The organism is Acinetobacter lwoffii (assembly GCF_024129355.1).
GTDB classification, from domain to species: Bacteria; Pseudomonadota; Gammaproteobacteria; order Pseudomonadales; family Moraxellaceae; genus Acinetobacter; species Acinetobacter lwoffii_I.
Genome location: NZ_JAMXXP010000038.1, coordinates 1 through 24941, shown reverse-complemented (window position 1 = coordinate 24941; position 24941 = coordinate 1). Strand labels below are relative to the sequence as shown.

At 43.2% G+C, this 24941-nt stretch carries 20 protein-coding genes; 13 read left to right on the top strand and 7 right to left on the bottom strand.

Going from position 1 to position 24941, the window contains the following annotated elements:
* Positions 1 to 278: 278 nt before the first annotated feature.
* Both NI468_RS13970 and NI468_RS13965 read right to left on the bottom strand, forming a co-directional pair.
* On the bottom strand, positions 279 to 1448 hold the full coding sequence (locus NI468_RS13970) for a thiolase family protein (RefSeq protein ID WP_253102363.1): 1170 nt from the start codon (positions 1446 to 1448) through the stop codon (positions 279 to 281).
* An 83-nt stretch (positions 1449 to 1531) separates the two neighbouring features.
* Positions 1532 to 3313, bottom strand: coding sequence for an acyl-CoA dehydrogenase C-terminal domain-containing protein (locus NI468_RS13965; protein ID WP_253102357.1), 1782 nt, complete (start codon positions 3311 to 3313; stop codon positions 1532 to 1534).
* A gap of 499 nt (positions 3314 to 3812) precedes the next feature.
* On the opposite strand from NI468_RS13965, the gene NI468_RS13960 reads away from it, so the two are divergent.
* Entirely contained in the window at positions 3813 to 4418 is a 606-nt protein-coding gene (locus NI468_RS13960) for a TetR/AcrR family transcriptional regulator (protein ID WP_004280405.1), read from the top strand.
* A gap of 93 nt (positions 4419 to 4511) precedes the next feature.
* Here the strand turns inward: NI468_RS13960 and NI468_RS13955 are convergent, their stop codons facing one another.
* The 4 genes from NI468_RS13955 to cysK all read right to left on the bottom strand — a co-directional run bounded on the left by NI468_RS13955 (position 4512) and on the right by cysK (position 9047).
* Positions 4512 to 4706 carry a heavy-metal-associated domain-containing protein gene (locus NI468_RS13955; RefSeq protein ID WP_004731127.1) on the bottom strand — a complete coding sequence of 65 codons (195 nt, stop codon included), beginning with the start codon at positions 4704 to 4706 and terminating at the stop codon, positions 4512 to 4514.
* Positions 4707 to 4755: 49 nt separating this feature from the next.
* On the bottom strand, positions 4756 to 5163 hold the full coding sequence (gene cueR, locus NI468_RS13950) for a Cu(I)-responsive transcriptional regulator (protein ID WP_253102361.1): 408 nt from the start codon (positions 5161 to 5163) through the stop codon (positions 4756 to 4758).
* Positions 5163 to 7862: a heavy metal translocating P-type ATPase gene (locus NI468_RS13945; RefSeq protein WP_253102358.1), complete on the bottom strand. Its 2700-nt coding sequence runs from the start codon at positions 7860 to 7862 to the stop codon at positions 5163 to 5165. Before NI468_RS13945 ends, cueR begins: the two co-directional genes overlap by 1 nt.
* 186 nt (positions 7863 to 8048) lie before the next feature.
* Positions 8049 to 9047: a cysteine synthase A gene (gene cysK, locus NI468_RS13940; RefSeq protein ID WP_253102356.1), complete on the bottom strand. Its 999-nt coding sequence runs from the start codon at positions 9045 to 9047 to the stop codon at positions 8049 to 8051.
* Between the two features lie 281 nt (positions 9048 to 9328).
* On the opposite strand from cysK, the gene NI468_RS13935 reads away from it, so the two are divergent.
* The 10 genes from NI468_RS13935 to NI468_RS13890 all read left to right on the top strand — a co-directional run bounded on the left by NI468_RS13935 (position 9329) and on the right by NI468_RS13890 (position 21271).
* Positions 9329 to 9646, top strand: a complete 318-nt coding sequence (locus NI468_RS13935; RefSeq protein ID WP_004280410.1) for an ArsR/SmtB family transcription factor — start codon at positions 9329 to 9331, stop codon at positions 9644 to 9646.
* A 214-nt stretch (positions 9647 to 9860) separates the two neighbouring features.
* A complete protein-coding gene (locus NI468_RS13930; RefSeq protein WP_253102354.1) occupies positions 9861 to 11609 on the top strand; it encodes a SulP family inorganic anion transporter in 1749 nt (582 codons plus the stop codon).
* Between the two features lie 327 nt (positions 11610 to 11936).
* Entirely contained in the window at positions 11937 to 13133 is a 1197-nt protein-coding gene (sstT, locus tag NI468_RS13925) for a serine/threonine transporter SstT (RefSeq protein WP_224216630.1), read from the top strand.
* Positions 13134 to 13174: 41 nt separating this feature from the next.
* Complete coding sequence (locus tag NI468_RS13920) at positions 13175 to 13849, top strand: YoaK family protein (RefSeq protein WP_253102352.1); 675 nt, start codon at positions 13175 to 13177, stop codon at positions 13847 to 13849.
* A 15-nt stretch (positions 13850 to 13864) separates the two neighbouring features.
* Entirely contained in the window at positions 13865 to 14401 is a 537-nt protein-coding gene (locus tag NI468_RS13915) for a DUF2058 domain-containing protein (RefSeq protein WP_004731139.1), read from the top strand.
* Between the two features lie 165 nt (positions 14402 to 14566).
* Positions 14567 to 15841, top strand: a complete 1275-nt coding sequence (locus tag NI468_RS13910) for a mechanosensitive ion channel family protein (protein WP_253102350.1) — start codon at positions 14567 to 14569, stop codon at positions 15839 to 15841.
* Between the two features lie 226 nt (positions 15842 to 16067).
* The gene (locus tag NI468_RS13905) at positions 16068 to 17921 is read left to right on the top strand and encodes an ABC transporter ATP-binding protein (protein WP_086044774.1); all 1854 of its coding nucleotides are present in this window, start codon (positions 16068 to 16070) and stop codon (positions 17919 to 17921) included.
* 449 nt (positions 17922 to 18370) lie between these two features.
* The gene (locus NI468_RS13900) at positions 18371 to 19399 is read left to right on the top strand and encodes an AraC family transcriptional regulator (RefSeq protein ID WP_004280421.1); all 1029 of its coding nucleotides are present in this window, start codon (positions 18371 to 18373) and stop codon (positions 19397 to 19399) included.
* A gap of 82 nt (positions 19400 to 19481) precedes the next feature.
* A complete protein-coding gene (gene gcvH, locus NI468_RS13895; protein ID WP_004280423.1) occupies positions 19482 to 19856 on the top strand; it encodes a glycine cleavage system protein GcvH in 375 nt (124 codons plus the stop codon).
* A 239-nt stretch (positions 19857 to 20095) separates the two neighbouring features.
* Positions 20096 to 21271, top strand: a complete 1176-nt coding sequence (locus tag NI468_RS13890) for an MFS transporter (protein WP_253102348.1) — start codon at positions 20096 to 20098, stop codon at positions 21269 to 21271.
* An 82-nt stretch (positions 21272 to 21353) separates the two neighbouring features.
* Here the strand turns inward: NI468_RS13890 and NI468_RS13885 are convergent, their stop codons facing one another.
* Positions 21354 to 22550 carry a PilT/PilU family type 4a pilus ATPase gene (locus tag NI468_RS13885; protein WP_005251952.1) on the bottom strand — a complete coding sequence of 399 codons (1197 nt, stop codon included), beginning with the start codon at positions 22548 to 22550 and terminating at the stop codon, positions 21354 to 21356.
* Positions 22551 to 23128: 578 nt separating this feature from the next.
* On the opposite strand from NI468_RS13885, the gene NI468_RS13880 reads away from it, so the two are divergent.
* Together NI468_RS13880 and NI468_RS13875 are read left to right on the top strand one after the other, a co-directional pair.
* Positions 23129 to 23686, top strand: a complete 558-nt coding sequence (locus NI468_RS13880; protein ID WP_005262814.1) for a hypothetical protein — start codon at positions 23129 to 23131, stop codon at positions 23684 to 23686.
* A gap of 139 nt (positions 23687 to 23825) precedes the next feature.
* Positions 23826 to 24941, top strand: a 1116-nt coding sequence (locus NI468_RS13875) for an ISNCY-like element ISAba32 family transposase (protein ID WP_253102346.1), incomplete at its 3' end; no start/stop codon positions are given.

Below are 24941 nucleotides of genomic sequence, written 5' to 3'. Positions count from 1 at the left end.
GAGGCATAGCGAATAGTAAAATTGGGTTTGGCGATTTGATTTTACTACTTCGCTATTTTTTTAAGCTAAAAGTGTCAACACACCCTAATTTAAAAAGTAATTTTTATAGTAAAAATATAGATGGAATGGGATCAGCAAAGTCTGAAAATATGGATTTTATTGTGTATTTTAAAAATTAATATGATTTAAAGAATCCCTGCTCCTGGCAAACCAAGAGCAGAAAGTCTCCAATGAATCAGTATTGAGTTTGCTACCTGAATATACGATTTAGGATGTGCTTAAATCAGTTCCACAGCAATCGCAGTCGCTTCACCACCACCGATACATAAGGACGCAATCCCTTTCTTGCCGCCAGTACGTTTTAAGGCATGAATCAAGGTCACAATAATACGAGAGCCAGAAGAACCCAATGGATGACCAAGCGCACAAGCACCACCATTAATGTTCACTTTTGCTGGATCAAGTTTAAAGCCATCAATGGCTAACATAGTGACCATGGCGAACGCTTCGTTGATTTCCCAAAGGTCAACCTCCTGAGCATCCCAACCGGTTTTTTTCAGGACTTTTTCAATCGCACCAACAGGTGCAATAGTAAATTCTGACGGATGCTGCGAATGGCTGGCATAGGCCAGAATATTAGCTAGCGGTTTTAAGTTACGCTGTGCAGCAATTTCGCTCGAGGTGATCACCAATGCTGAAGCACCATCTGAAATTGAACTAGCATTTGCCGCAGTAATGGTGCCGTCTTTTTTGAACGCTGGACGCAGAGTTGGAATTTTATCAGCCTTGGCATTTAAAGGTTGCTCATCCTGCTCTACTATCACATCACCCTTACGGCTGCTGACAGTGACCGGCACGATTTCATCTTTAAAGAAGCCTTGCTGGACGGCGGTCACGGCTTTATTTAATGAGCCAATCGCATAGTCATCCTGCTGCTCACGCGTATAGCCTTTTTTATCCGCCATTTCCTGAGCCAAAATTCCCATCGACAGACCTGTTTCAGCATCTTCCAGACCTTCCTGGAACATGTGATCAATGACTTTGCCATGTCCCATGCGGAAACCGGCACGTGCCTTGTCCATTAAATAGGGTGCGTTTGACATCGACTCCATCCCGCCTGCAACCACAATCTCTGCTGAACCAGCCTTGATCGCATCTGCTGCCTGCATCACGGCTTTCATGCCTGAACCACAAATTTTATTGATGGTGGTCGCACCAGTTGAATCCGGTAGACCTGCCTGACGCATGGCCTGACGTGCCGGACCCTGTTTTAAACCGGCTGGCAGTACGCAGCCTATGATCACTTCATCAATATCATTGGCCGCCAATCCTGCACGTGCCACCACTTCTTTAATTACCACAGCACCCAAATCCGGCGCGGTACAGCTTGACAATGAACCTTGAAAACCGCCCATCGCGGTACGTACTGCATCTACAATTACGATCATTTTAGTTTCATCCTTTTTCATCATTGTTATCAATCCTACATAGCCAAAGCGCTGTAGGGCTGGTCCTTCGCAATCATTGCGGGTTAAGCCTGTGCGGTAAAATAGTCTTCAGGCAACTGCATGACCAGTTCCGCACCGGCCTGAATACGATGGATTCGTGCACTCAAATCCGGAAGTACTTTGGCCACATAGTAATTGCCCAGTACCAGTTTATTCTGGAAGTAGCTGTCGTCTTTGGCTGCAGCGGCTTTGCTAATTCGCGCATACATATAGACAAAGCTGAGCAGCCCAACCGCATGCAGATAATCGACAGCAATCGCGTTAGCGAAATCAGGATTCAGTCTAGACTGCTCGACGATGAATCTGGTGATGTCTTCGAGTTGCTGACAGGTCTCTAATGTCACCGTTTTAATCGTCAATGAATCATCTAGACTTTGTGCAAATTCACGGATTTCAGCAATATATTCCGCGATATAAGAACCATTACATTTGGTGGTTTTACGCCCAATCAGGTCAATCGCCTGCACGCCATTGGTGCCTTCATAAATCTGTGAAATACGCAGGTCACGAATACACTGTTCCATGCCCCATTCACGGATATAGCCATGACCACCGAAGCACATTTGTGCTTCCAGTGCAGAATCCAGTGCCTTGTCGGTTAAGTAAGCTTTGGCGATTGGCGTCAACAAGGCCACACGGTCAGTCGCTTTACGCACGGCTTCAGGGTTGGTTGAGTATTTGGTAATATCCAGTTGTTGACCCACATACACTGCAAACGCACGCGAAGCTTCATTGTTGGCTCGTACATTGAGCAGCATACGGCGTACATCGCCATGCACCAGAATCGAATCGGCTGGTTTTTCTGGAGATTTTGCACCAGTTGATGCACGGCCCTGTAAACGGTCCGTCGCATATTGTGCCGCATTCTGGTAGGCAAATTCTGCTGCACCAATGCCCTGAATTCCCATAGACAAACGTTCGTAGTTCATCATCACGAACATGCCGGCCAGACCTTCATTTTCATTGCCAACCATATAGCCCTTGGCGCCGTCAAAGTTCATGACGCAGGTCGCCGAGCCTTTAATTCCCATTTTATGTTCGATTGAACCGGCAGATACTGCATTACGCTCACCCAGTGATCCATCTGCATTGACCAGGAATTTCGGCACAATAAATAATGAAATACCACGTGAACCTGCTGGTGCATTCGGAGTTTTTGCCAGCACCAGATGAATGATATTTTCACTCAGATCATGCTCGCCGCTGGTAATAAAAATTTTGGTACCGGTAATATTATATGAACCATCTTCATTCGGTTCAGCTTTGGTCTTGATAATGCCAAGATCTGTGCCGGAATGTGGTTCAGTCAGACACATGGTGCCCGACCATTCACCCGTATAGAATTTTGGTAAATAAGTTTCTTTCTGTTCCTGTGAGGCGCGGTCATTGATGGCCATACCTGCACCCACAGTGAGTAGTGGATAAAGCATAAAAGATGGATTGGTGCTCCAGATCATTTCATCCGCCAGAACCGTGAGCATTTTCGGCATGTTTTGCCCACCCCATTCTTCAGGAGCACCCAAGCCCACCCAGCCACCTTCGGCAAACTGTTTAAAGGCTTCCTTGAAACCAGCCGGCGTAGTCACCTCACCGTTTTTAAACTGAGCACCACCTTCTTCATCAGCAGGACGATTCAGGTCAAGAATAACATTCTTGGAAAATTTGGCCATCTCTTCCAGAATTGCATTTGCCGTCGCCATATCTAAATGTGCAAGATTTTCATTACCTTGCCAAAATTGTTCCGCTTGGAATACATCATTTAAAATAAATTCCATGTCTTTTAGCGGCGCATTATAAATCGGCATTTTTAAATTCCTTAAAGGGTGATACTCAATCCTGTTGCTAAATATTTTCTAATTTTCATTAGAATCCAAGCGGGCGATTTTAAAATCGTGATATCCAATTCTTGCAGTATTAAATCTATATCTAGATTCATAAAGTTGCCTTAAAAATCACGTCTTCATGTTCAGTATAAGTGACTGAATATGCCAGCTTAATATTGATCTACTTTCCGTACTAAACCCGGATAAATATGGGCTTAAAACAGTCGAAGGATTTAGCTTCGTGCGCTGAAACAATAAAATAATTATACTGAAAATGGAATTTTATTTAGCAAAGTTGATCTCTAGGGTTCAGTTTTCTTGACAATATTTCTGGCTGCTCAGCATCGCTATTTTTATTTGTCAGCAGTTGCTGCATAAATATACAAAATGAGATAAATATCACGACCTTAGTTTTATAGCCATCGCGTGCAAAATTGCATATTCTTGAAAGGTTCTTTTTCGAAAAGTATGGACCAAGAAGATGACGACTGTAAGACAGCAGAACTTCCTTCTTCGTAAAGAGAAGATCCTCAGCATGGCGGAAAGCCTGCTACTGGATAATAATCAGGACATTACCCTGAGTGAGCTGGCCAGTGAACTGGACATCGCAAAAGGAACCATCTACAAACATTTTAAAAGCAAGAACCAGTTATATTTAGAACTGATTATTCTGAATGAAAAAAGAATTCTAGAAATATCAAAAAAGCATAATAACGATATTAAAAATTATGTTTCACAATATATGCTCTATCACATGCTCAATTCAAACCGAACCATCCTGTTGCATGTCATTGAAGAGCGTTTAACCAATAACGAAAAAAATCTGAAAGAGTTATTTCAGGAGCTTTATCGTATTCGTGAAGAACGAATTATCCGGATTAAAGACATCACCCATGATTATCTGGTGGCTTTAGAAAGTGCTATGTCGATTCGCGATTATTTGTCTTATATCTGGACAGTCACCTATGGCGCTTCGCTGTTATTAAATTCGACCAATTACCAAAAAGCGATTGGATCACGCGAACGTTTGATTAAGCTGTATATTAATCAGGCGCTGATGACGCCAGATAAAATCTCATCGGTATGATCGCTAGAATAAAAAATGCCTGATTCAATCAGGCATTTTTTATTTGGCTGTATGAGTGCATAAGATCACTTTCGCAATCTAACTCGATAATGATCAGGCTGCCACAGGCGGGAAACCATCTTCGGTTAAAGCTGCAACAATCTCAGATTCACTGGCTGTCGATTCAACTTCAACCAGTTTAGTGGCCACATCAATATTCACAGTGGCATTTTCATCCAGATCTTTAATCGTAGCCGTGACACTGCGCGCGCAGCCACCACAGGTCATGTTTTCAATACGGAATTTCATGTTTAGCTCCATAGGATCGGTTTAAAAATTGATGTGAATACAGCGCATGTCAGTGCTGTTCAGTTCCGACACCCTGTTCAATCTGTTTTAAAATCTGGCAATCAGACTGTTCATTGCCGGCACACTGCTCAACCGATTGCTGTAAAATTAATAGCATATGCTGCATATCGGCAATTTTCTGTTGTAAAAACTGGATATGTTTTTGTGCCAGCTGTTTGACCTCACTACTCTGGCGTGAGCTGTTCAGCCACAGGCCGAGTAACTCTTTCATCTGCTCTGAAGAAAATCCCAGTTCACGTGCATGCTGGATAAAACTTAAGGTTTTAATGTCCGCCTCACTATAAACCCGATAACCTGTATCACTGCGTTTCGGAGCCGGCAACAAACCAATATCTTCATAATAACGAATCATTTTCGCAGAGATGCCGGAACGTTTTGCTGCCTGACCAATATTCATCATACTGACTCCTTAAACTGTGCCGGTTGATAGGCTTTTAATCTCAAGGCATTGCTGACGACAAACACGGAGGACAACGCCATCGCACCTGCGGCAAACATTGGCGATAACAATATACCCCAAAATGGATAAAGCACACCCGCGGCAATCGGAATTAAGGCAATATTGTAGACAAAGGCCCAAAACAGGTTCTGTTTAATATTGCGCATGGTCGCCTGACTTAAACCAATGCCTGTCGCCACATGCTGTAAATTGCCTGACATCAACACCACATCGGCTGCTTCAATCGCGACATCGGTACCGGTTCCAATCGCCATACCGACATCGGCCTGGGCCAATGCCGGTGCATCATTGATTCCATCCCCAACAAAAGTGAGCACGCCGTATTGCTGCTGGAGTTGTCGTACTGCATCGACTTTTTCATGCGGCAAAACTTCCGCAATCACCTGATCGATTTTCAACTGTTTGGCGATCGCCTGCGCGGTATGCTGATGATCACCAGTAATCATCGCCACTTTGAGGCCTTGGTCATGCAAGGCCTGAATCGCGCTATAAGTGGTCGGTTTAATCGGATCGGCTACGGCAATAATTGCAGCCAGCTTTTGATTAATCGCTACATATAAAGGACTGCGGCCCTGATCACCGAGCTTTTGTGCAGTGTCTCTAAACAGATCGACATTTAAGCCCAAGTCCTGCATCAAACGTTCTGCACCAATATGCAGTTGCTGACCGGACACCTGTGCTTTGACCCCTGCACCAGTAATTGAATCAAAATCCGTCACGTCCCTCAGTTGCAGCTCTTGCTCGCGAGCAGCCTGAACAATGGCGTGGGCAATCGGATGTTCTGACTTGGCCTCCACCGAAGCCACCAGCTGTAATACGGTCTGCTGATTAAAATCAGCGGTGACTTCAAAGTCGGTCAGCAATGGTTTTCCTTCAGTCAAGGTTCCAGTTTTATCCAGCGCGACGACTTTGGTTTGTTGCAGCAACTGTAAAGCTTCACCCTTACGGAATAGCACGCCCAGTTCTGCTGCACGGCCAGTGCCGACCATAATTGAGGTAGGAGTTGCCAGTCCCATCGCACATGGACAAGCAATAATCAGTACGGCGACTGCATTTACCAAGGCGTAGGTCAGATTCGGCTCAGGCCCAAACAGGAACCAGACCATAAAGGTCAAGGCCGCCAGTGCCATAACAGCCGGCACAAACCATAAAGTCACTTTATCGACCACAGCCTGAATCGGCAGTTTTGAGCCTTGTGCCTGTTCCACCATCTGAATAATCTGCGCCAGTACCGAATCTTGGCCGACCTTAGTCGCCTTGATTTGCAAGGTTCCATTCTGGTTTACCGTACCGCCGACCACCTGATCACCGGCCTGTTTGGCCACGGGTAAAGGCTCACCGCTAATCATCGCTTCATCAATATAACTTTGTCCGGCAACGACTTCACCATCGACAGCGACTTTTTCACCCGGACGGATTTCAATCAGCATGCCTTGTTGTACATCGGCAATTGCCAGATCAACCCAGTGATCATTTTGTTGTACTCGGGCTGTTTTCGGTTGCAAGCCGATCAGATACTGAATCGCTTCTGAGGTTTTCCCTTTGGCTTTGGCTTCCAGATAGCGCCCCAGTAAAATCAGCGCGACAATGACGGCGGCCGCTTCAAAATACACATGCACGGTGGACTGCGGTAACAACTGCGGAAAAAAGGTCGCGATACAGGAAAAGCCATAGGCGGCAATGGTTCCAACGGCCACCAGCGAGTTCATATCCGGTGCCAAGCGTAACAATGCCGGAATCCCATGCTGATAAAAACGCCGTCCCGGAATAATCAGCACCAAAGTGGTCAGCACAAACTGCAGATACCAGCTGTTCTGGGTTCCCAACGTATGGGCAATAAAATGATGAAATGCCGGAATCAGATGCGAGCCCATTTCCAGAATAAATACAGGTGCTGTCAGAATGACTGCAAGCCATAAATCTCGTTTCAGTTGTGCCGTTTCATTGGCTTTCTTTTCCTGAAAAGCATCATGGCTATCTGTCGACATATCCCTACCAGATTTTATGGTGGCCTGATAACCGGCTTTCTCCACCTCAGCAATCAAGGCCGGAATCTGGGCATGCGAGGCTTTCACCCAGGCAGTTTCGGTGGCCAGATTGACCTGTGCTTCGCTGACACCTTCTACTTTCATTAAAGCTTTTTCCACACGTGCCACACATGAAGCGCAAGTCATGCCTTCAATAGCCAGTTCAATGCGATCGCTCTGAATATCAAAACCGGCTTTTTGCACGGCTTGAGTCAGCTTGGACAATGGCACAGAATTGATCGCACTCACATGCGCCTTTTCAGTGGCCAGATTCACTTGTGCATCCAGCACGCCCTCCACTTTTTTTAGGGCTTTTTCTACGCGAGCCACACAGGATGCACAGGTCATGCCTTCAATGTTCAAATCAAACTGTTGCGTCGGTACATCGAAACCGGATTTTTCAATTGCTTGAACCAGCGCAGCGGCAGCAATCGGCTGCTGGCTTTTAATAAAAGCTTTTTCAGTCGATAGATTGACAGACGCCTCGACCACGCCTTCAATTTTTTTCAAGGCTTTTTCCACGCGAGCGACACAGGAGGCACAGGTCATACCGCCAATCTGCACCTGCTGCTCATATAAGCGGTTGCTATCTTGTTCTGCCATACCCATCTCCATGCCTCAACTCACTGTTGATGTTATAGCTTAAACATTCCCATCATGGTAAGGTCAAGTCCTTCATCTGACTATTTTAAAAATAATGCAGCGTCCTGCTGCGGTTTAAAATTACCCAATAAAAAAGCCCGAAGATGACTTCGGGCTTGTATGGCAGTATTTAAAATATAAAATGCATCAATGTTATTCGGCAGAAATATCTTCAAACAAGATCGAAGACAGGTAACGTTCACCACCGTCTGGCAAAATCACCACAATATTTTTACCGGCATTTTCAGGGCGAGCAGCCAATTGTGCCGCTGCTGCCATAGCCGCGCCACTTGAAATGCCGACCAGGATACCTTCCTGAGCTGCTGTTTTACGTGCCCATTCGACTGCATCTGCGCTATTAATGGCAATTACTTCATCAACGAGGTCTAGGTCCAGATTGCCCGGAATGAAGTTGGCACCAATCCCCTGAATTTTATGTGGTCCAGGTGTAATGTCTTCACCGCGTTTGGCCTGACCAATAATTGCAGACTCAGCAGGTTCCACCGCCACTGAATATAAAGGCTTGTTTTTCACTTTTTCAAAGTAGCGTGAAATACCGGTAATGGTTCCACCCGTTCCGACACCTGCGACCAGAATATCGACATTGCCCGCAGTCGCTTCCCAGATTTCTGGGCCTGTGGTTTCTTCATGAATTTTAGGGTTGGCTGGATTTTCAAACTGTTGTGGCAGGTAGTACAGTTCAGGATTTTCATTGACTAGACGTTGTGCTTCTTCAATCGCGCCTTTCATGCCTTTGGCTGGATCAGTCAAAACCAGATTGGCGCCCAATGCTTTCACCACCTTACGGCGTTCAATACTCATGCTTGAAGGCATGGTCAGAGTAATGTCATAACCTTTGGCTGCCGCAACAAAAGCCAATGCAATCCCGGTATTACCGCTGGTTGGCTCGACAATATGCATACCGGGTTTGAGCTTGCCAGATTTTTCAGCATCATTAATCAACGCTGCACCTATACGACACTTGACTGAAAATGCCGGATTACGGCTTTCAATTTTCGCAAGTACCGTGGCCGGAGCGGAAATCACACGATTAATACGAACAAGCGGTGTATTTCCAATCGCGTCTGCATTATTACTATAAACCGCTATACCTAAATTACTCGGTGTTGGAAAAGCTGAATCTGTACTCATGATGATATCCCTGATGTTATTGGTTCAAGTCGCTTAAACATCATACAAGCATTTTTTTGCTTTGTAGATGTTTGATGAAACTTGCACTTCATTGCACGAATGTGAACTAAAATACTTTCTGCACTATGCAATAAATTTATCTTATCTATCAATATTTAAAATATAATTTTAATTGATAATTCAATTCATTAAAAACCATAAAACTTAACTGTTTTTAGCAAGGTATTACGGGCTAAGACCCGTATAATTAGCGGGCTGTAACTTTATAATGGACATATTGAATGAAAACCGATTTTGAAATCACGACTATGCGCGATTCAGCAGAACAGGTCGTTGGCATTTTAAAATCTCTGGCCAATACCGACCGTCTTCTTATTTTATGTCATCTGTCTCAAGCGGAACTGAATGTTTCAGAAATTGAGGAAATAACTGAGATTAAACAGCCGACACTTTCCCAGCAGCTCATGATGCTGCGCAAAAGCGATGTGGTAGATACCCGACGCGACGGCAAACAGATTTATTATTCAATTAAAGATCAAAATTTGATTGTGGTCTTAAATACCCTTTATCAATTGTATTGCGGCAATCCAGCTAAATAACGGATCTTTCTTTTTTTAGTCATCAAGATGAGTTTCTTTAAACTCTTATTGATGTCGTTTTAAATCATTAAGATCACGATCATAAGTTTTCGAATGATACGTGACTGACCCAGATGATTCATTTTAAACATGAATCATCAAGAAGCTAGATCAGCTAAGACTTCTTAGCAGAATTTGTGCATAATATATCTATATTTGTGATTTAGACCTTTTTATGCCAAATTCCAAGTCTAAACTTCTGCATAAACTGCCTGCCTGGGCATGGTTAAGCCACTATACGCCGGTCAAATTTAAGTCCGATGTGCTAGCCGCCCTGATTGTGGTGGCGATGCTGGTGCCTCAAGGGATGGCCTATGCCATGCTGGCAGGATTGCCGCCGATCATGGGCTTATACGCCAGCATCCTGCCGATGATCATTTATGCGCTGCTCGGTGGGAGTTCGACTTTATCGATTGGTCCCGTGGCCATCATTTCCATGATGACTTTTGCTACGCTCAATCCACTTTTTGAAGTCGGCTCACCGGTCTATATCGAAGCTGCGACCCTATTGGCACTGATGGTCGGCATTATTTCCCTGCTTTTGGGATTATTTCGTTTTGGTTTTATGATCCAGTTGATTAGTCATCCGGTGATCCAAAGCTTTATTATTGCCTCTGCCTTATTGATTGCTTTTGGACAGTTAAAGTTTTTGGTCGATCTTCCCTTAAAAGCCAATAACATTCCGGAGTTCGCCAGCAGTCTGCTGCAATATTTCCCGCTACTGCACGTGCCGAGCCTGATTTTCGGCCTGCTCTCTATCGGTCTACTGATCTATCTGCCCAAGTTATTAAAATCTCAGGCTGTACAAAGCCGGATCGGCTCTACAGATTTTTTAGTCCGTGCGGTGCCCCTGATTCTGGTGTGTCTCGGCATTGCAGCAATTGTATTTCTGGATTTAAAGCTTCAGGGCATTAAAACCGTCGGTGCAATTCCGTCCGGTTTTCCACCCTTGTCTTTTCCACACTGGAACTGGGAACTGGTCATGACCTTATTACCGGGTGCCAGCATGATCGCCATGATCAGTTTTGTGGAGTCACTATCGATTGCTCAAGCGACGGCCTTGCAGCAACGCAGTCATTTAAACAGTAATCAGGAACTGATTGCGCTCGGTCTGGCCAATATCAGTGCAGGCGTGAGTTCAGCTTTTCCTGTGACGGGCAGCCTGTCGCGGACGGTGGTGAATGCCGATGCCGGTGCTAAATCACCTATGGCCGGTGTTTTATCCTCGATTCTGATTATTTTCGTGAGCCTGTTCTTTACCGGATTTTTTGAAGATCTGCCGCTGACCATTCTGGCCGCGACGATTATTGTTTCCATCTGGAAGCTGGTTAATTTTCAGCCATTTTTTGATGCCTGGCGCTATTCCAAGGCAGATGGCCTTGCCATGTGGATTACTTTTCTCGGCGTGGTCCTGATTGATATTTCCACTGGTTTGATTATTGGGATCGTTTCGACCTTTGTGCTGATGCTATGGCGAATCAGCCGGCCGCATATTGCGGTTGTCGGTCTGGTGGAAGGAACCCAGCATTTTCGCAATATTCAGCGTCATCAGGTCAGTACCTCCGATCGGGTGCTGTCACTGCGGATTGATGAGAATCTGACGTTTCTGAATGCCAATAGCTTTAAAGGTTATCTAATCAATGAGATCAGCCTGAATGACCAGCTACAACATGTGATTATCAACTGTTCCAGCATCAGTGCGATTGATCTGAGTGCCTTGGAAATGCTGGAAGATTTAAATACGGAACTGGCCAAACTGGATATTCGCCTGCATTTTGCCGAAGTCAAAGGTCCGGTCATGGACAAGCTGCAAGCTTCTAAATTGATGACGCATTTGAGCGGGCGCATTTATCTGACCCATTTTCAGGCGATTCAGGACCTTGCGCCAGAGATCTTTGAGCAGCATAAAGATTATACAATTTAAGACAGCAGATACTTGAACTTATGGCCGGAAATTCCAACCGGTCATAAGTTCTAACTTTTTAAATTTTCAAATATAATTTGAATTTATCTATTTAACTTTGATATTTATTTCATGAATACAATTTTAAAAGTGGTGATTTATTCATCATTTTAAGAAGTTTTTCTTCAATATAAGCAATGTTTTAAAGCAATTAATTTTAGAATAAATCAATAATATCAATATCTTGGTTTTTATATGAAAATATATTTTAAGCCTTGTTTAAATTAAGTATAAAATAGCGCAACTTTTTCCCAAATTTAGCCCTCGTAATTTTCACAAGGCAACCTTATGTTTTCTGCCCTTATGCGCATGAGCTTAGTCTCTCGAATCATCATCGCCATTATTTTAGGTGTGGGTGTGGCTGTGGTATTTCCCGAAGCTACTCCCTCATTAAGCCTATTGGGCGACCTGTTTATTAAAGCCTTGAAGTCTGTTGCACCGATTCTGGTTTTCATTTTAGTGTTAGCTTCTATCGCGAATTTTAAAGTGGGCCAATCCAACGCCGCCATCAAGCCGATTATGCTGATGTATGCGGTCGGTATGTTCCTTGCTGCACTGAGCGCTGTGGTGTCGAGCATCTTATTTCCAAGTACGCTGTTCCTGGATATTGCTGCACAGGCTGACTTGCAGCCTCCTGGCAGTTTGGTAGAAATCCTGAAGAATTTGCTGCTCAGCTTTGTCGCCAACCCGGTTGTTGCAATTGCTGAAGCAAACTTTATTGGCATCCTGGCTTGGTCAGTGGCATTAGGCATCGCTTTCCGTCATGCATCGGATAGCACCAAGACGCTTTTGAATGATGCAGCCTTTGCAGTGAACTATGTGATTCGTTTAGTGATCAGCTTTGCACCTTTGGGTATTTTTGGTCTGGTTGCAGTGACTTTTGCTGAATCTGGTCTGGATACGCTGACCAGTTACGTACATTTACTTGCTGTGTTGCTCGGAACGATGGTTTTCGTTGCACTGGTAATTAATCCGCTTCTGGTTGCCTTAATGACACGCAACAACCCGTATCCACTGGTATTCACTTGCTTGCGCGAAAGTGGCATTACCGCTTTCTTTACCCGTAGTTCGGCAGCCAATATTCCAGTCAATCTGGACTTGGCAAAACGTCTGGGCGTCAAGGAATCAACTTCAAGTATCGCAATTCCTTTGGGTGCTACGATCAACATGGCAGGTGCTTCTGTGACCATTACTGTATTGTCATTGGCGGCTGTAAATACTTTGGGGATTAGCGTCGATTTCAGCACTATGCTCATTCTTTCTGTGGTGGCAACCGTTTCGGCATGTGGCGCTTCAGGTGTTGCAGGCGGTTCATTACTATTGATTCCAGTTGCATGTGGCCTGTTCGGAATTTCTTCAGATATCGCGATGCAAGTTGTTGCCATTGGTATGGTGATCAGTGTATTGCAGGATTCAACCGAAACTGCTTTAAACTCATCTACTGATGTTTTGTTTACGACAGCAGTAGACCGCGCATCAAATTGATTTTATATTGAATAATCAATATTTTTGCCAATGATGTTGTTATGCCATTACAGCGTTTACCTACCTGGGTACAATTAGGGGCGTTTTTTCTTGCGGTCAATGCCGGCATGATTAACGTCTTGGGTCTGGTGACGGTACTGCACCAGTCTGTTTCACATATGACCGGCAATGTCAGCATGCTGGCTATGGCCCTGCTGAACTGGCAACCAGAACAGATGTTGTATCTCTTTTTGGTCACACTCTGCTATGTCATTGGTTCATCCTATAGCGGGCTCATTCTTGGAAATAGTCACTTTCGCCTGGGGCAGCTTTATGGTTACCCTTTAAGTCTGGTGGCTATTTTTATTTTGATCTGCTGGTTATTATTGCCCTATTTCCCGCGCTACGCCTTGTTATGGGCCTGTGTTGCCATGGGTGTGCAAAATGCCATGGTTAGCCACTATAAAGGTGCCATCATTCGCACCACGCATTTATCTGGCGTACTGACCGACCTCGGCTTGGCGATGGGCTACCGTTTGCGCGGTTTAGAGGTGGAATCACGACGCGTGGTTCTGCATCTGTTTATTTTGTTCGGTTTTTTAAGCGGTGGCATTCTTGCCAGCTGGCTATATCCTTATTTAAAATTAAATGCATTCCTGATCCCGGCAGTGCTGAGTCTGGTTCTCAGTCTCACGTATTGGGTGATTTATTTACGTTATCGACATCAACACGACTAATATCTGGACATTCTCATGGTTAAAAATGCATTGCAGGCACAATTGTTAAAGGCAGGATTGGTCGATAATAAAAAAGCCAAAAAACTGTCTAAACAGGCTGTGCATGAAAAACGCACCGGTGACGGTACCGAGGCTGAAATCAAGGCCAAGATTGAACAAGACAAACAGCAAAAAATGGCTAAAGATCAGGCGATTGAGCAAGAGAAAAAAGCAGCTTTGCAGGAAAAAGAACTCAAAGCCGCAATCATGCAAATGATTAATCAGCACAAAATCCGTGATACTGACGGCGATGCGGTGTATCAGTTCATTGATGACAGCAAAATCAAAAAAGTTTATTTAAACCAGCAAATCTATAATGCGTTGGTGGCAGGCAGTCTGGTGATTGCACGTGAAAATGACAGCTATGCTTTCTTGCCAAAAGCGCTGGCAGATCGTATCAATGCGAAAATGCAGGGCTTTATCATTGTGAATAATTCAGAGAAAAATGAAGAAACCACCGATGAAGAAGATCCATATGCAGCTTATGTTATTCCTGATGATTTGATGTGGTAAGCCTCGCGATATCATTACTGAAATATCGAAAATCAGAAACCGGCGAATTCGCCGGTTTTTTAGTTGTAGGCACTTTTATTGAATGATTTGCACCAATAGATATGTTTTAAAAAGTTATCCAATATTAAAAAATCTGATCCAAAACTATAAACTTGATCTAAATTTTTGATTGAAGAGAAAGATCGTTTGGAACAGTTTAATTTTATTCGGAATATTCAAGAATGGGCAGATCAGTACCCATGGCTGGAAATGCTATCTTCACTGAGTATTGTGATCTTACTGGCGATTCTTGCCAATCTATTTGCCAAACAGATTGTGGTACGCGGAATACGTCAACTGATTTCCAGAATGCCTTTTGCCAATAATCAGATTTTTGCTGAGCATAGCGTGATTCGCCGGATTGCCAATATTGTTCCCGCAGTCGTGATCATGAACGGGATTACCACGGTACCGCATTTATCTGACAAGGTTGAGTCCTTTGTGCAAATGGGGGCACAGGCTTTTATTTTCCTGACGATTGCCTTAGCTCTTGGTGAATTACTGAATATTTTTAACCTGGTCTATCAGCGTAATCCCAAGTCACGTAACAAACCGATTAAAGGTTATTTGCAGCTGGTCAAGCTGATTATCTTTATTGTCTGTGGCCTGATGATTCTCGGCACTTTCCTGAAAAAGGATGTCTTTACCTTGCTGGCTGGCTTCGGTGCCATGGCCGCGGTGTTGATGCTGGTCTTTCAAAATACCATTTTGTCGCTGGTGGCGTCGGTTCAGATTTCATCCTATGACATGGTGCGTATTGGCGACTGGATCGAAATGCCCTCGCTGAACGCGGATGGCGATGTCATTGATATGTCATTACATACCATTACGGTACAGAACTTTGATAAAACAGTGACCACGATTCCGACCAATAAACTGGTGACGGATACCTTTAAAAACTGGCGTGGTATGCAGGAAGCCGGTGCGCGCCGGATCAAGCGCTCGATTCATATTGATCAAAGCAGCGTACATTTTATGTCGGCTGAAGAACAGAATAAGCTGAAAAATTTTATTCTGTTGGATCAATACTTAAATACCAAGTCAGAGGAACTGGAACAATTTAATCTGCAACTGAGCCATCATTCGCAATATAACCAGCGCCGTCTCACCAATCTGGGAACTTTCCGTGCCTATGTAGAATTTTATCTGCAACAGCATTCGGGCATTAGTAAAAATCATTCCCTGATGGTGCGCCAATTGCAGCCAACCAGTGAGGGTTTACCATTAGAGATTTATGCCTTTACTAATACCACCGCCTGGGTGGAGTATGAAAATATCCAGTCGGATATCATGGATCATCTGCTGGCGATTATTCCGGAATTTGGATTAAAGGTCTATCAAGCGCCTTCAGGTCTTGATTTAAAGGAAGCATTTACTCAACCATCTACCATTATTACTTAAACATAAGTCATCCAACCTCAAGCCTGACATGCTACTGCATTTCAGGCTTTTTTATTTCCTCATCTGTTTAGATCCTGACTGGCATAAATCTGGCTTTAGTTTAATTTTTATAATCTAAGTTTTAATTGAGTGAATCATTTTGTGGCAATTTCACCCAATTACGGGCTTAAAAAAACAGAATCCTTTATAATTCCCGAAAAGCAAAATGCATGATAAGAGTACGATAATGTTTCGATGGCTTGAAAGACTGGTTGACCCCTATCCCACCAAAAATCTGAATCAACCTTTACCGACCAAGTTTTTTCCATTTGTCTGGCAGGCGGCCTATGGCGTACGCCGTTATTTGCTGATTCTGGTGCTGTGTACCGCCGGGGCTGCCAGCTTCGAAGCTTTTCTGTATTCAAAAATTGGTGATCTGGTGAACTGGCTCAGTAAAAGCCAGCCCGATACTTTTCTGGAGCAACATGCCAGTAATTTAACCTTACTGAGTATTGTTCTGCTGGCCAATATTTTCTTCGCCAGCGCACAATCACTGATTAAGCATCAAATTCTGTATAGCAACTTCCCGATGCGTTTACGCTGGCGCTTTCATAATCTGCTGATGAAACAAAGCCTGGATTTTTTCCACAACGATTTTGCCGGACGCTTATCGGCCAAAGTTATGCAAACCGCTCTGGCAGTACGCGAATTCTGGGTCATTCTGGGTGACATGCTGGCGTATGTGCTGATTTATTTCATCACCATCAATATTGTTTTGGGTGCAATTTCACCCTTGCTGATCATTCCATTGATGGTCTGGCTAGCCTTGTTTATCTGTGCAGCGTGTTATTTCATTCCACGTTTGAGCAAAATTTCCAATGCTCAAGCGGATGCCCGTGCCGTCATGACCGGGCGTATTACGGATGCCTATACCAATATTCAGACCGTGAAGCTGTTTGCTCATGCCGGCCGTGAAAGTCAGTATGCCAAGACCTCAATGCAGGAATTTATGGTAACGGTATATAAACAGATGCGTCTGGGTGCGCAATACGAAATCAGCATCTTGCTCTTAAGTGTGGTGTTGTACGGTGGCGTACTGGGTACCGCGATCTGGTTGTGGATGGAAGGTCAGGCCGAGCTAGGCATTATTGCAGCAACCACGGCAATGGTACTGAAACTGAACAGTATTGCCGAATTTATGATGTGGCAGACCTCAGCCCTGTTTGAAAATGTCGGTACCATTCAGGATGGTATGAAAACTTTAGGCCGCAAAATTGCCATTGAAGATAAACCGGGTGCCAAAGAGCTACAGCTCAATCACGGTGAAATTAAATTCGAAAATGTCAGCTTTGCCTATAATGATAAAAACGTGATTGATCAGTTTAATCTGACCATTCGCCCAGGTGAAAAAATTGGTATTGTCGGCCGTTCAGGTGCAGGGAAATCTACCCTGATTCAACTGTTGCTGCACTTTTATCATATCAACCAGGGTCGTATCTTGATTGATGGCCAGGATATTGATGATGTCACTCAAGACAGTTTGCGTAAGAACATTGCATTAGTGACTCAAGATACTTCACTGCTGCATCGCACTGTCGCGGAAAACATTAAATATGGTCGTCCGGATGCAACTGATGAAGAAATGTTTGAAGCTGTGCGTAAAGCCAAAGCGGAAGAGTTTATTCCTAATTTGACTGATTTGCGTGGCAAAAAAGGCTATGAAGCTTATGTGGGTGAACGTGGCGTGAAACTTTCCGGGGGGCAGCGTCAGCGGATTGCCATTGCTCGTGTGTTCCTGAAAGATGCCCCAATTCTGATTCTGGATGAAGCGACCAGTGCGCTGGATTCTGAAGTCGAAGCAGCAATTCAAAACAGTCTGGACGACTTGATGCAAGGTAAAACCGTGATTGCAATTGCGCATCGCCTGTCTACCATTGCCCAGATGGATCGTCTGATTGTACTGGATCAAGGTCGAATCGCCGAGCAAGGCACGCATGATGAACTGGTGGCATTAAATGGCATCTATGCCCAACTTTGGCAGCGTCAAACTGGTGGCATGCTGATTCAGCAACAGGTCAAAGCATCAAAAGATCATGAATAATATGATCTGTAGAAGATTTCAAAACTTCTGATCATTTGCTCGTCCTTAATATTGAACAGGTCTGGAAAAAGGAAAACTTTGCCAGACCTCTCTTTTTAAAATTTTCTCTACAGATGAACAGCAAGTTACCATCTATCTGGTATTTTAATGAAATGACATAACTCTCTAGTTCTGAAAGCTCTCTGAAGAAGTCCTATTCAATGCTTAAGCAATTTCCTTGTCCTTAGTCAGCCAATGCAGAGATGTGTCCGGTTCAATAAAATAATTTTAATTTCATCAATAAAATTATGTGGTTTAAATTGATTTTAATGCTGAATTCAGGCTAATCTGCCAGTGGCAGAGTCACAATCGCCAAAATTTTGTCCAACAATTTTAATGAAAAATTTGGCGGCTTCATGCCAATATCTATTTATAAATAAAAAAATTTGAATGAGTGCAACGGATCGCGCATGAAAACAATTGCTCCACGCCAAGACCAAGGAATTCCAGGTGTTTACGGTCTCCTGCTTCTCGATGTCATTTCCCGCTGGGGTTATAACAATGAATCACTTTTCCAACCTTTTAGCCTGACCAGTGAACAGTTGGCAGATCCTGATTTTCGTATTCCAACCCCTGTCGCCAACGAACTGGTCAAATATGCCCTGAAACTGACCGGAGAGCCGACCTTGGGTTATCATCTCGGCACACAGATGCGGATCTCGATTCATGGCTTTATTGGCTATGCGATTATGACGGCGAATAATATTACCGATGCGCTGGTACTGGCGAATCGATTTATTCAACTTCGTTTACCCTTCCTGCAACTGTTTTTCTCGACTTTTGGTGCTAAAGCCACGGTACAGCTGCAAACCGATATTCAGCTTGAACCGCTGCGCACCGAAATTTCCATTGCCTTGATGATTGGTCTGATCAGTATGGCCAAAGCCATTACAGGCGTTACCGATGCCACGGGAGAAATCGACTTCGATTTTAAGAAGCCGGAAGGTTTTGAACGCTTTATGGCGAAGTTTCCAACGCATCAGTTCCGTTTTGAACAACCGCATTTAATTCTGAGCTTTGATAAAAGCTACCTGATGAACAAGCTGGTGCATGCCGATCCGATTGCCAGCCAGATTGCGATTAACCAGTGTGAAACGGAACTTTCTGCCTTGGGTGAACGGCATCGGATTGCCATGCGTGTCCGGGATATATTGACCCATGCTGAGCAACACTATCTCAGTATTGAAAGTGTGGCGGATCGCTTGCACATGTCTGACCGCACCTTAAAACGTCAACTCGCCGCCGAAGGCACCTCCTTTTCTACCCTGGTCGATGAAGTGCGTTACCGGCATGCCACCTCGTTATTATCCCGGACAGATTTCACTCTGGAACAGATTGCCGATGAACTGGGTTATAGTGATGTCGCCAATTTTAGCAGGGCATTTAAACGCTGGAGTGGTCGCAGCCCGAGCAACTGGCGCAAAGATCCTTATTTATAAGGAAGTATAAGCCTTTTGTTTTGCTTAAAAAGAATGTATAAAACATGTCAAAAATGATCTTAAGATTTTTAAGGAGTTATCAATGAATCATCCTGCAGAATTAAAGTACGCAAGTACACATGAATGGGTGCGCATTGAGGGTGATCTTGTTGTGACCGGTATTTCCGACCATGCACAGGATGCGTTAGGCGATTTAGTCTATGTAGAAGCACCAGATCTTGATTCACATATTACTGCGGGCGAACAAGCTGGCGTGGTTGAATCAGTAAAAACAGCTTCCGATATTCATGCACCAGTGTCTGGTGTAGTGGTTGAAATCAATCCTGATCTTGAAGATGATCCAGATTTCATTAATGATGACCCATATGGCAAAGGCTGGATCTATAAAATCAAGCCAGACAATATGGCAGATGTCGAAAAGCTGCTTTCCAATACAGAATATGAAGCTGGCCTCTAAGCCATTTTAACTTTAAAAAATCAGCCTCCGGGCTGATTTTTTTATTAAAGATCAAGCGTTGCATTTCCTAGTTCAAATTAAATTTCATGCATTTATCATGAAATATCATTGTATTTTTCACTTATTTTTCTTAAAGTCTTGCTCATATCTCCTTCGCTCCTAGATAGCTCGCGCTTATTTATAACAATAATTTCCCATGCTGAGCCCAGCGTCTTACAGCATATCATTTTAGGAAAATCATGAACGCCATTGCAGCGCCACTATGGACCAAGTCATTTGTGCTTTGTTTGGCCAACAACCTATTTTTATTTATTTTCTATTTTGCACAAACCACAATTTTGCCAATATACATCTTAAAAGAATTAGGCGGCAACCTGACTCAGGCAGGTCTGGCCATGACCTTGTTTATGGTCTCTGCCATTGCAGTGCGACCTTTTAGCGGTTTAATTATCGAAAAATTCGGGGTACGTAGAACCCTGATTATTTCAGAAGTGTTTTTTAGCCTGTTTTCACTTACTTATCTGCTGGCAGATCAGCTCACGATTCTGTTTATCATCCGTTTCTTCCATGGCATCTGGTTCAGTATATTGACTACAGTTTGCGTGCCTGTGGTGAACCAATTTATTCCGGAGCAGCGTAAAGGTGAAGGCATGGGCTATTTTGTCATGTCGGTTAATCTGGGGATTGTCTTAGGTCCGTTAATAGGTCTAAGCCTGATGGAATACTGGTCTTATTTTCAGGTCAGTATGCTATTGATCGTCTTGGTTTTTATCGGATTTGCCTTCTGTTTTTTGATTCCGGTCAAAGAACCTGAAAAAATCATCAAAAATACCAATAAGAAAACCTCGCTTGAGCTGACAGATTTTGTGGAAAAGAAAGTGCTGCCTGTCGCAGTATTGGCCATGCTGATTTCTTTTTCTTATGCGAGCATCATGTCTTTTATCGCACCCTTCGCAGCCAGCAAGGATTTAATGGCCTATGCAGGTTTATTCTTTGTGGTTTTTGCGATTTCCATGATGAGCTTACGGCCGATCACCGGAAAGATTTATGATCGTAAAGGCCCGCAATATGTGATTTATCCGGCATTGCTGGCTTTTAGTTCGGGTTTATTTTTACTGAGCCAGATTCAGAGCTTATGGGGATTTATGCTGGCTGCAGTCATGGTTGGCGTGGGCTTTGGCAGTGTGCAACCGTGTATTCAAACCTTGGCGATTCAACGAGCGCCCAAGCATCGAATTGGCTATGCAACTTCAACTTTTTATACGTTTTATGACCTGGGTATTGCCATCGGTTCACTACTGATTGGTGCCATCATTGCAGCTTACAGTTATCAGTTTGCTTTTATGCTATGCGGTATTTTAACCTTAAGCAGTATTGTTTATTTTAAGCTGGTGGTGCAACGTAAAACCGTCTAGTTTTATGGATTGAATCGAATAATAAATAAGATCAATAAAAAAACAGGCAGAAAATTCTGCCTGTGATTTTTTGAGCAAATATTTATTCTGACACCGAAGTATTCTCTGCTTGTTTCTCTTCCGCTTTTGGCTCTTGCATCATGGTGAATTGGGTTGCCTCTGTGGCTACGGTAGTGTCCTGTCGGTTACTTTTCAGCTTGATTTGTAAGCGCAGTTCATTGGTCGAATCGGCATTGCGCAAGGCTTCTTCATAAGAAATTTCACCCTGGTTATACAGGTCAAATAAGGCCTGGTCAAAGGTCTGCATGCCCAGTTCACGCGATTTCGCCATAATCGCTTTCAATTCGTGGAATTCACCTTTCAAAATCAGGTCAGACATCAGTGGCGTATTTAACATGATTTCAATCGCTGCACGACGGCCTTTACCATCTTGAGTACGAATCAGACGCTGTGAAATGATCGCCTTCATATTGGATGACAAATCCATTAATAGCTGGTTCCGGCGTTCTTCCGGGAAAAAGTTGATAATTCGGTCTAAAGTCTGGTTGGCATTATTAGAGTGCAGCGTTCCCAGACACAGATGTCCGGTTTCCGCAAAGGCAATCGCGTGTTCCATGGTTTCAGTATCGCGAATTTCCCCAATCAGAATTACATCTGGAGCCTGACGCAAGGTATTTTTCAGCGCATTATGCCAGGAATGGCAGTCCACTCCGACTTCACGATGAGTAATCATGGATTTTTTATGCTTGTGCACATATTCAACCGGATCTTCTACGGTAATGATATGCCCGGCTGAATTTTCATTTCGATAGTCAATCATGGCTGCGAGTGAAGTTGATTTACCGGAACCTGTTCCTCCGACTACCAATACCAGTCCACGTTTTTCCATAATCACATGTTTCAGAGATTCCGGTAATTTCAGCTTCTGGAAATTTGGAATTTCTGCAGTAATGGTACGAATTACCATACCGACATTAAGTTGTTGTACAAACACATTGACCCGAAAACGGGAAACACCTGGCACGGTGATGGCAAAATTGCACTCAAGTTCAGTTTCAAATTCTTTACGCTGTTTATCATTCATCAGACTGTAGGCAAACAGCTTGGTTTTTTCAGCTGTGAGTTCCTGCTGTCCAAAAGGTTTCATTAAGCCTTGATGTTTAATACTCGGTGGAAAATCAGCCGTAATAAATAAATCTGAACCGCCATATTCCACCACCTTGGTCAGCATGTGATGCATGAATTTTTTTGCTTCGTCCAACAATTCTGCCGTGAACATCTTTTCCCCCGGAAATGCACAACTGCACAAATCTCAATCTTAGATTTATGCCAAATATTTTAATTTCATTGTGCAGCGTTTTATAAATATGCTCAAATATATTTGATTTATAAAGAAAATATTTTTTAATATTTATGTGACCTACTTCAATAAAAATTAAATTAAGTAGAAGTATTCAAGCTTTTTAAAGCAACTCTGCCAAAAAAAATAGGATTGTAATTTTAAAGGTTGAATTCTGTTAGACGATTCATTATTTGTCATTTGCGACATATAGAATGTTATTTTTCTTTCTTTATGATTACCAACTCCCCTATTTTTTATGTACCAATTTCGGTTCTATTAGATGTAATAATGAATTATGAAAAATAGGATAATGTTTATGAAAATTGAACAAAATCGTGGAACTTTGCTCAAATAACAGGCGTGAAACTTGGTAAATTATTAAAAAAGCCCGATTCAGCTAAGTTAGGCTTTTTATTTGACTATAAAAATATGATTTATATAAAATAAAATAGAGAATTTCGTATAACGTGTATTATGTTAATTTTAGGAAAACTTAAACGAAATCACCAAAAACTATGAAAAAAAAATCAGCTTTTTTATATTATTTAGATGTTACAGCACCATTTTATTATTTTTATCTTGTACCCACTGTAATCGCATTAGTCATAGTCAGTTTTGATTTCTCATTTCAGGGCTTATTTCCGACCACAATTGACTCTTCGATTTCAAGCCAACATAAGTTTCTAAATGACTATTTTGCAATATGTAATTTTTTCGTGATTGGGCTTATTGTTATTAATTATTTAAGACACCCACTACCAGCCAAATATGTAAGACAAATACGTCAGCATTATGCAACATTAAATAAGAACCAGCAATCTATCAATGGCTGGCTTGGCATTGTATTTTTCTGTTTTACTTTAGGCCTAATGAACCTGACTTGGTTTATTATTAATGATGAGCCTCTCCCACCATATAAAGAATGGCGCAAAGGCGATACTCTTACCTACTTAAACAGTTTCGCACATCCTTATATTTCTGCTATTGCTTTTAGTTTGCAATATGCCCTCATGGTATTCTTTACATTAATATTTATGAACATATTTGATAATCGTAAATATAGACAAAATTAATATGCTTAGTGCCATTTAACATAATGGCGATTATACGAAAGGCCCTTGTTAGAACCCATTTAAAGTGTCTATATTCTCACCAATAAAAATGTCTGGTTTATGATGGTTTTTATCACCATGGACTGGATATAAAATATAGATGCTGATCACTATGTCTGATAAAGAAATTCAACGTCTTGCAGTTCTGCAAGACGTTAGTGATCATCGTATTACCCAGGTCCGTGCTGCTGAAATCCTGAATCTTTCCACCCGTCAAATTACCCGGTTATTGCAGAAGCTCAATCAAGATGGTGTCTCAGGTATGGCACATGCCAGTCGTGGTCAACCGGGTCATCGTCGCCATGACGTCCTGTTAAAATCAGAATGTCTTTCCATTATTTCTGAACATTTACTTGGCTTTGGTCCTACATTGGCTCATGAGAAGCTCAGCAGCATGTTTGGCCTGCATATCCCGGTAGAAACGGTTCGTCGCTGGATGACTGCAAATGACCTCTGGATTCCTCGATCCAAGCGCCTGAAACGTCCATATCAGCCTCGATACAACCGTGATTGCTTCGGTGAGCTGATCCAGATCGATGGCTCATATCATGACTGGTTTGAAGGTCGAGCTTCCAAATGCTGCTTGCTGGTTTATATCGATGACGCCACTGGAAAGCTGTTGCATCTGCGCTTTTGTGAGGCTGAAACGACCTTTGATTATATGCTTTCAACCCGAGCCTACATTGAGCAATACGGCAAGCCTTTAGCGTTTTATAGCGATAAACACTCGGTATTCCGAGTGAATCAGAAATCGAGCCAAGATAGCCAGATCACGCAATTTGGGCGGATTCTGAATGAGTTAAATATTGGTATTATCTTCGCCAACTCACCCCAAGCCAAAGGCCGTGTGGAACGTGCCAATAGAACACTCCAGGATCGCCTGATCAAGGAAATGCGCCTAGAAGGTATCTGTTCAATTGCCGAGGCAAATGCCTGGCTGCCCTGCTTTATTGAGCATTTCAATCAGAAGTTTGCCAAGTGTGCGCGAAACTCAAAGAATTTACATCGGCCATTAACCGAATCTCATCTTGAACTGGATGATATTTTTACCTGGCAGGAACCGCGTAAGGTCACCAAGAATCTGACCCTGACCTATGACAAATGTATTTATCTGCTTGAACCGATAGAGCTGAATCATAAGCTTGTTGGGCAATATATTTCATTTCTGGAGTACCCGGATGGGACTGTGGCCCTCATGCACGAGGGACGAAAGCTC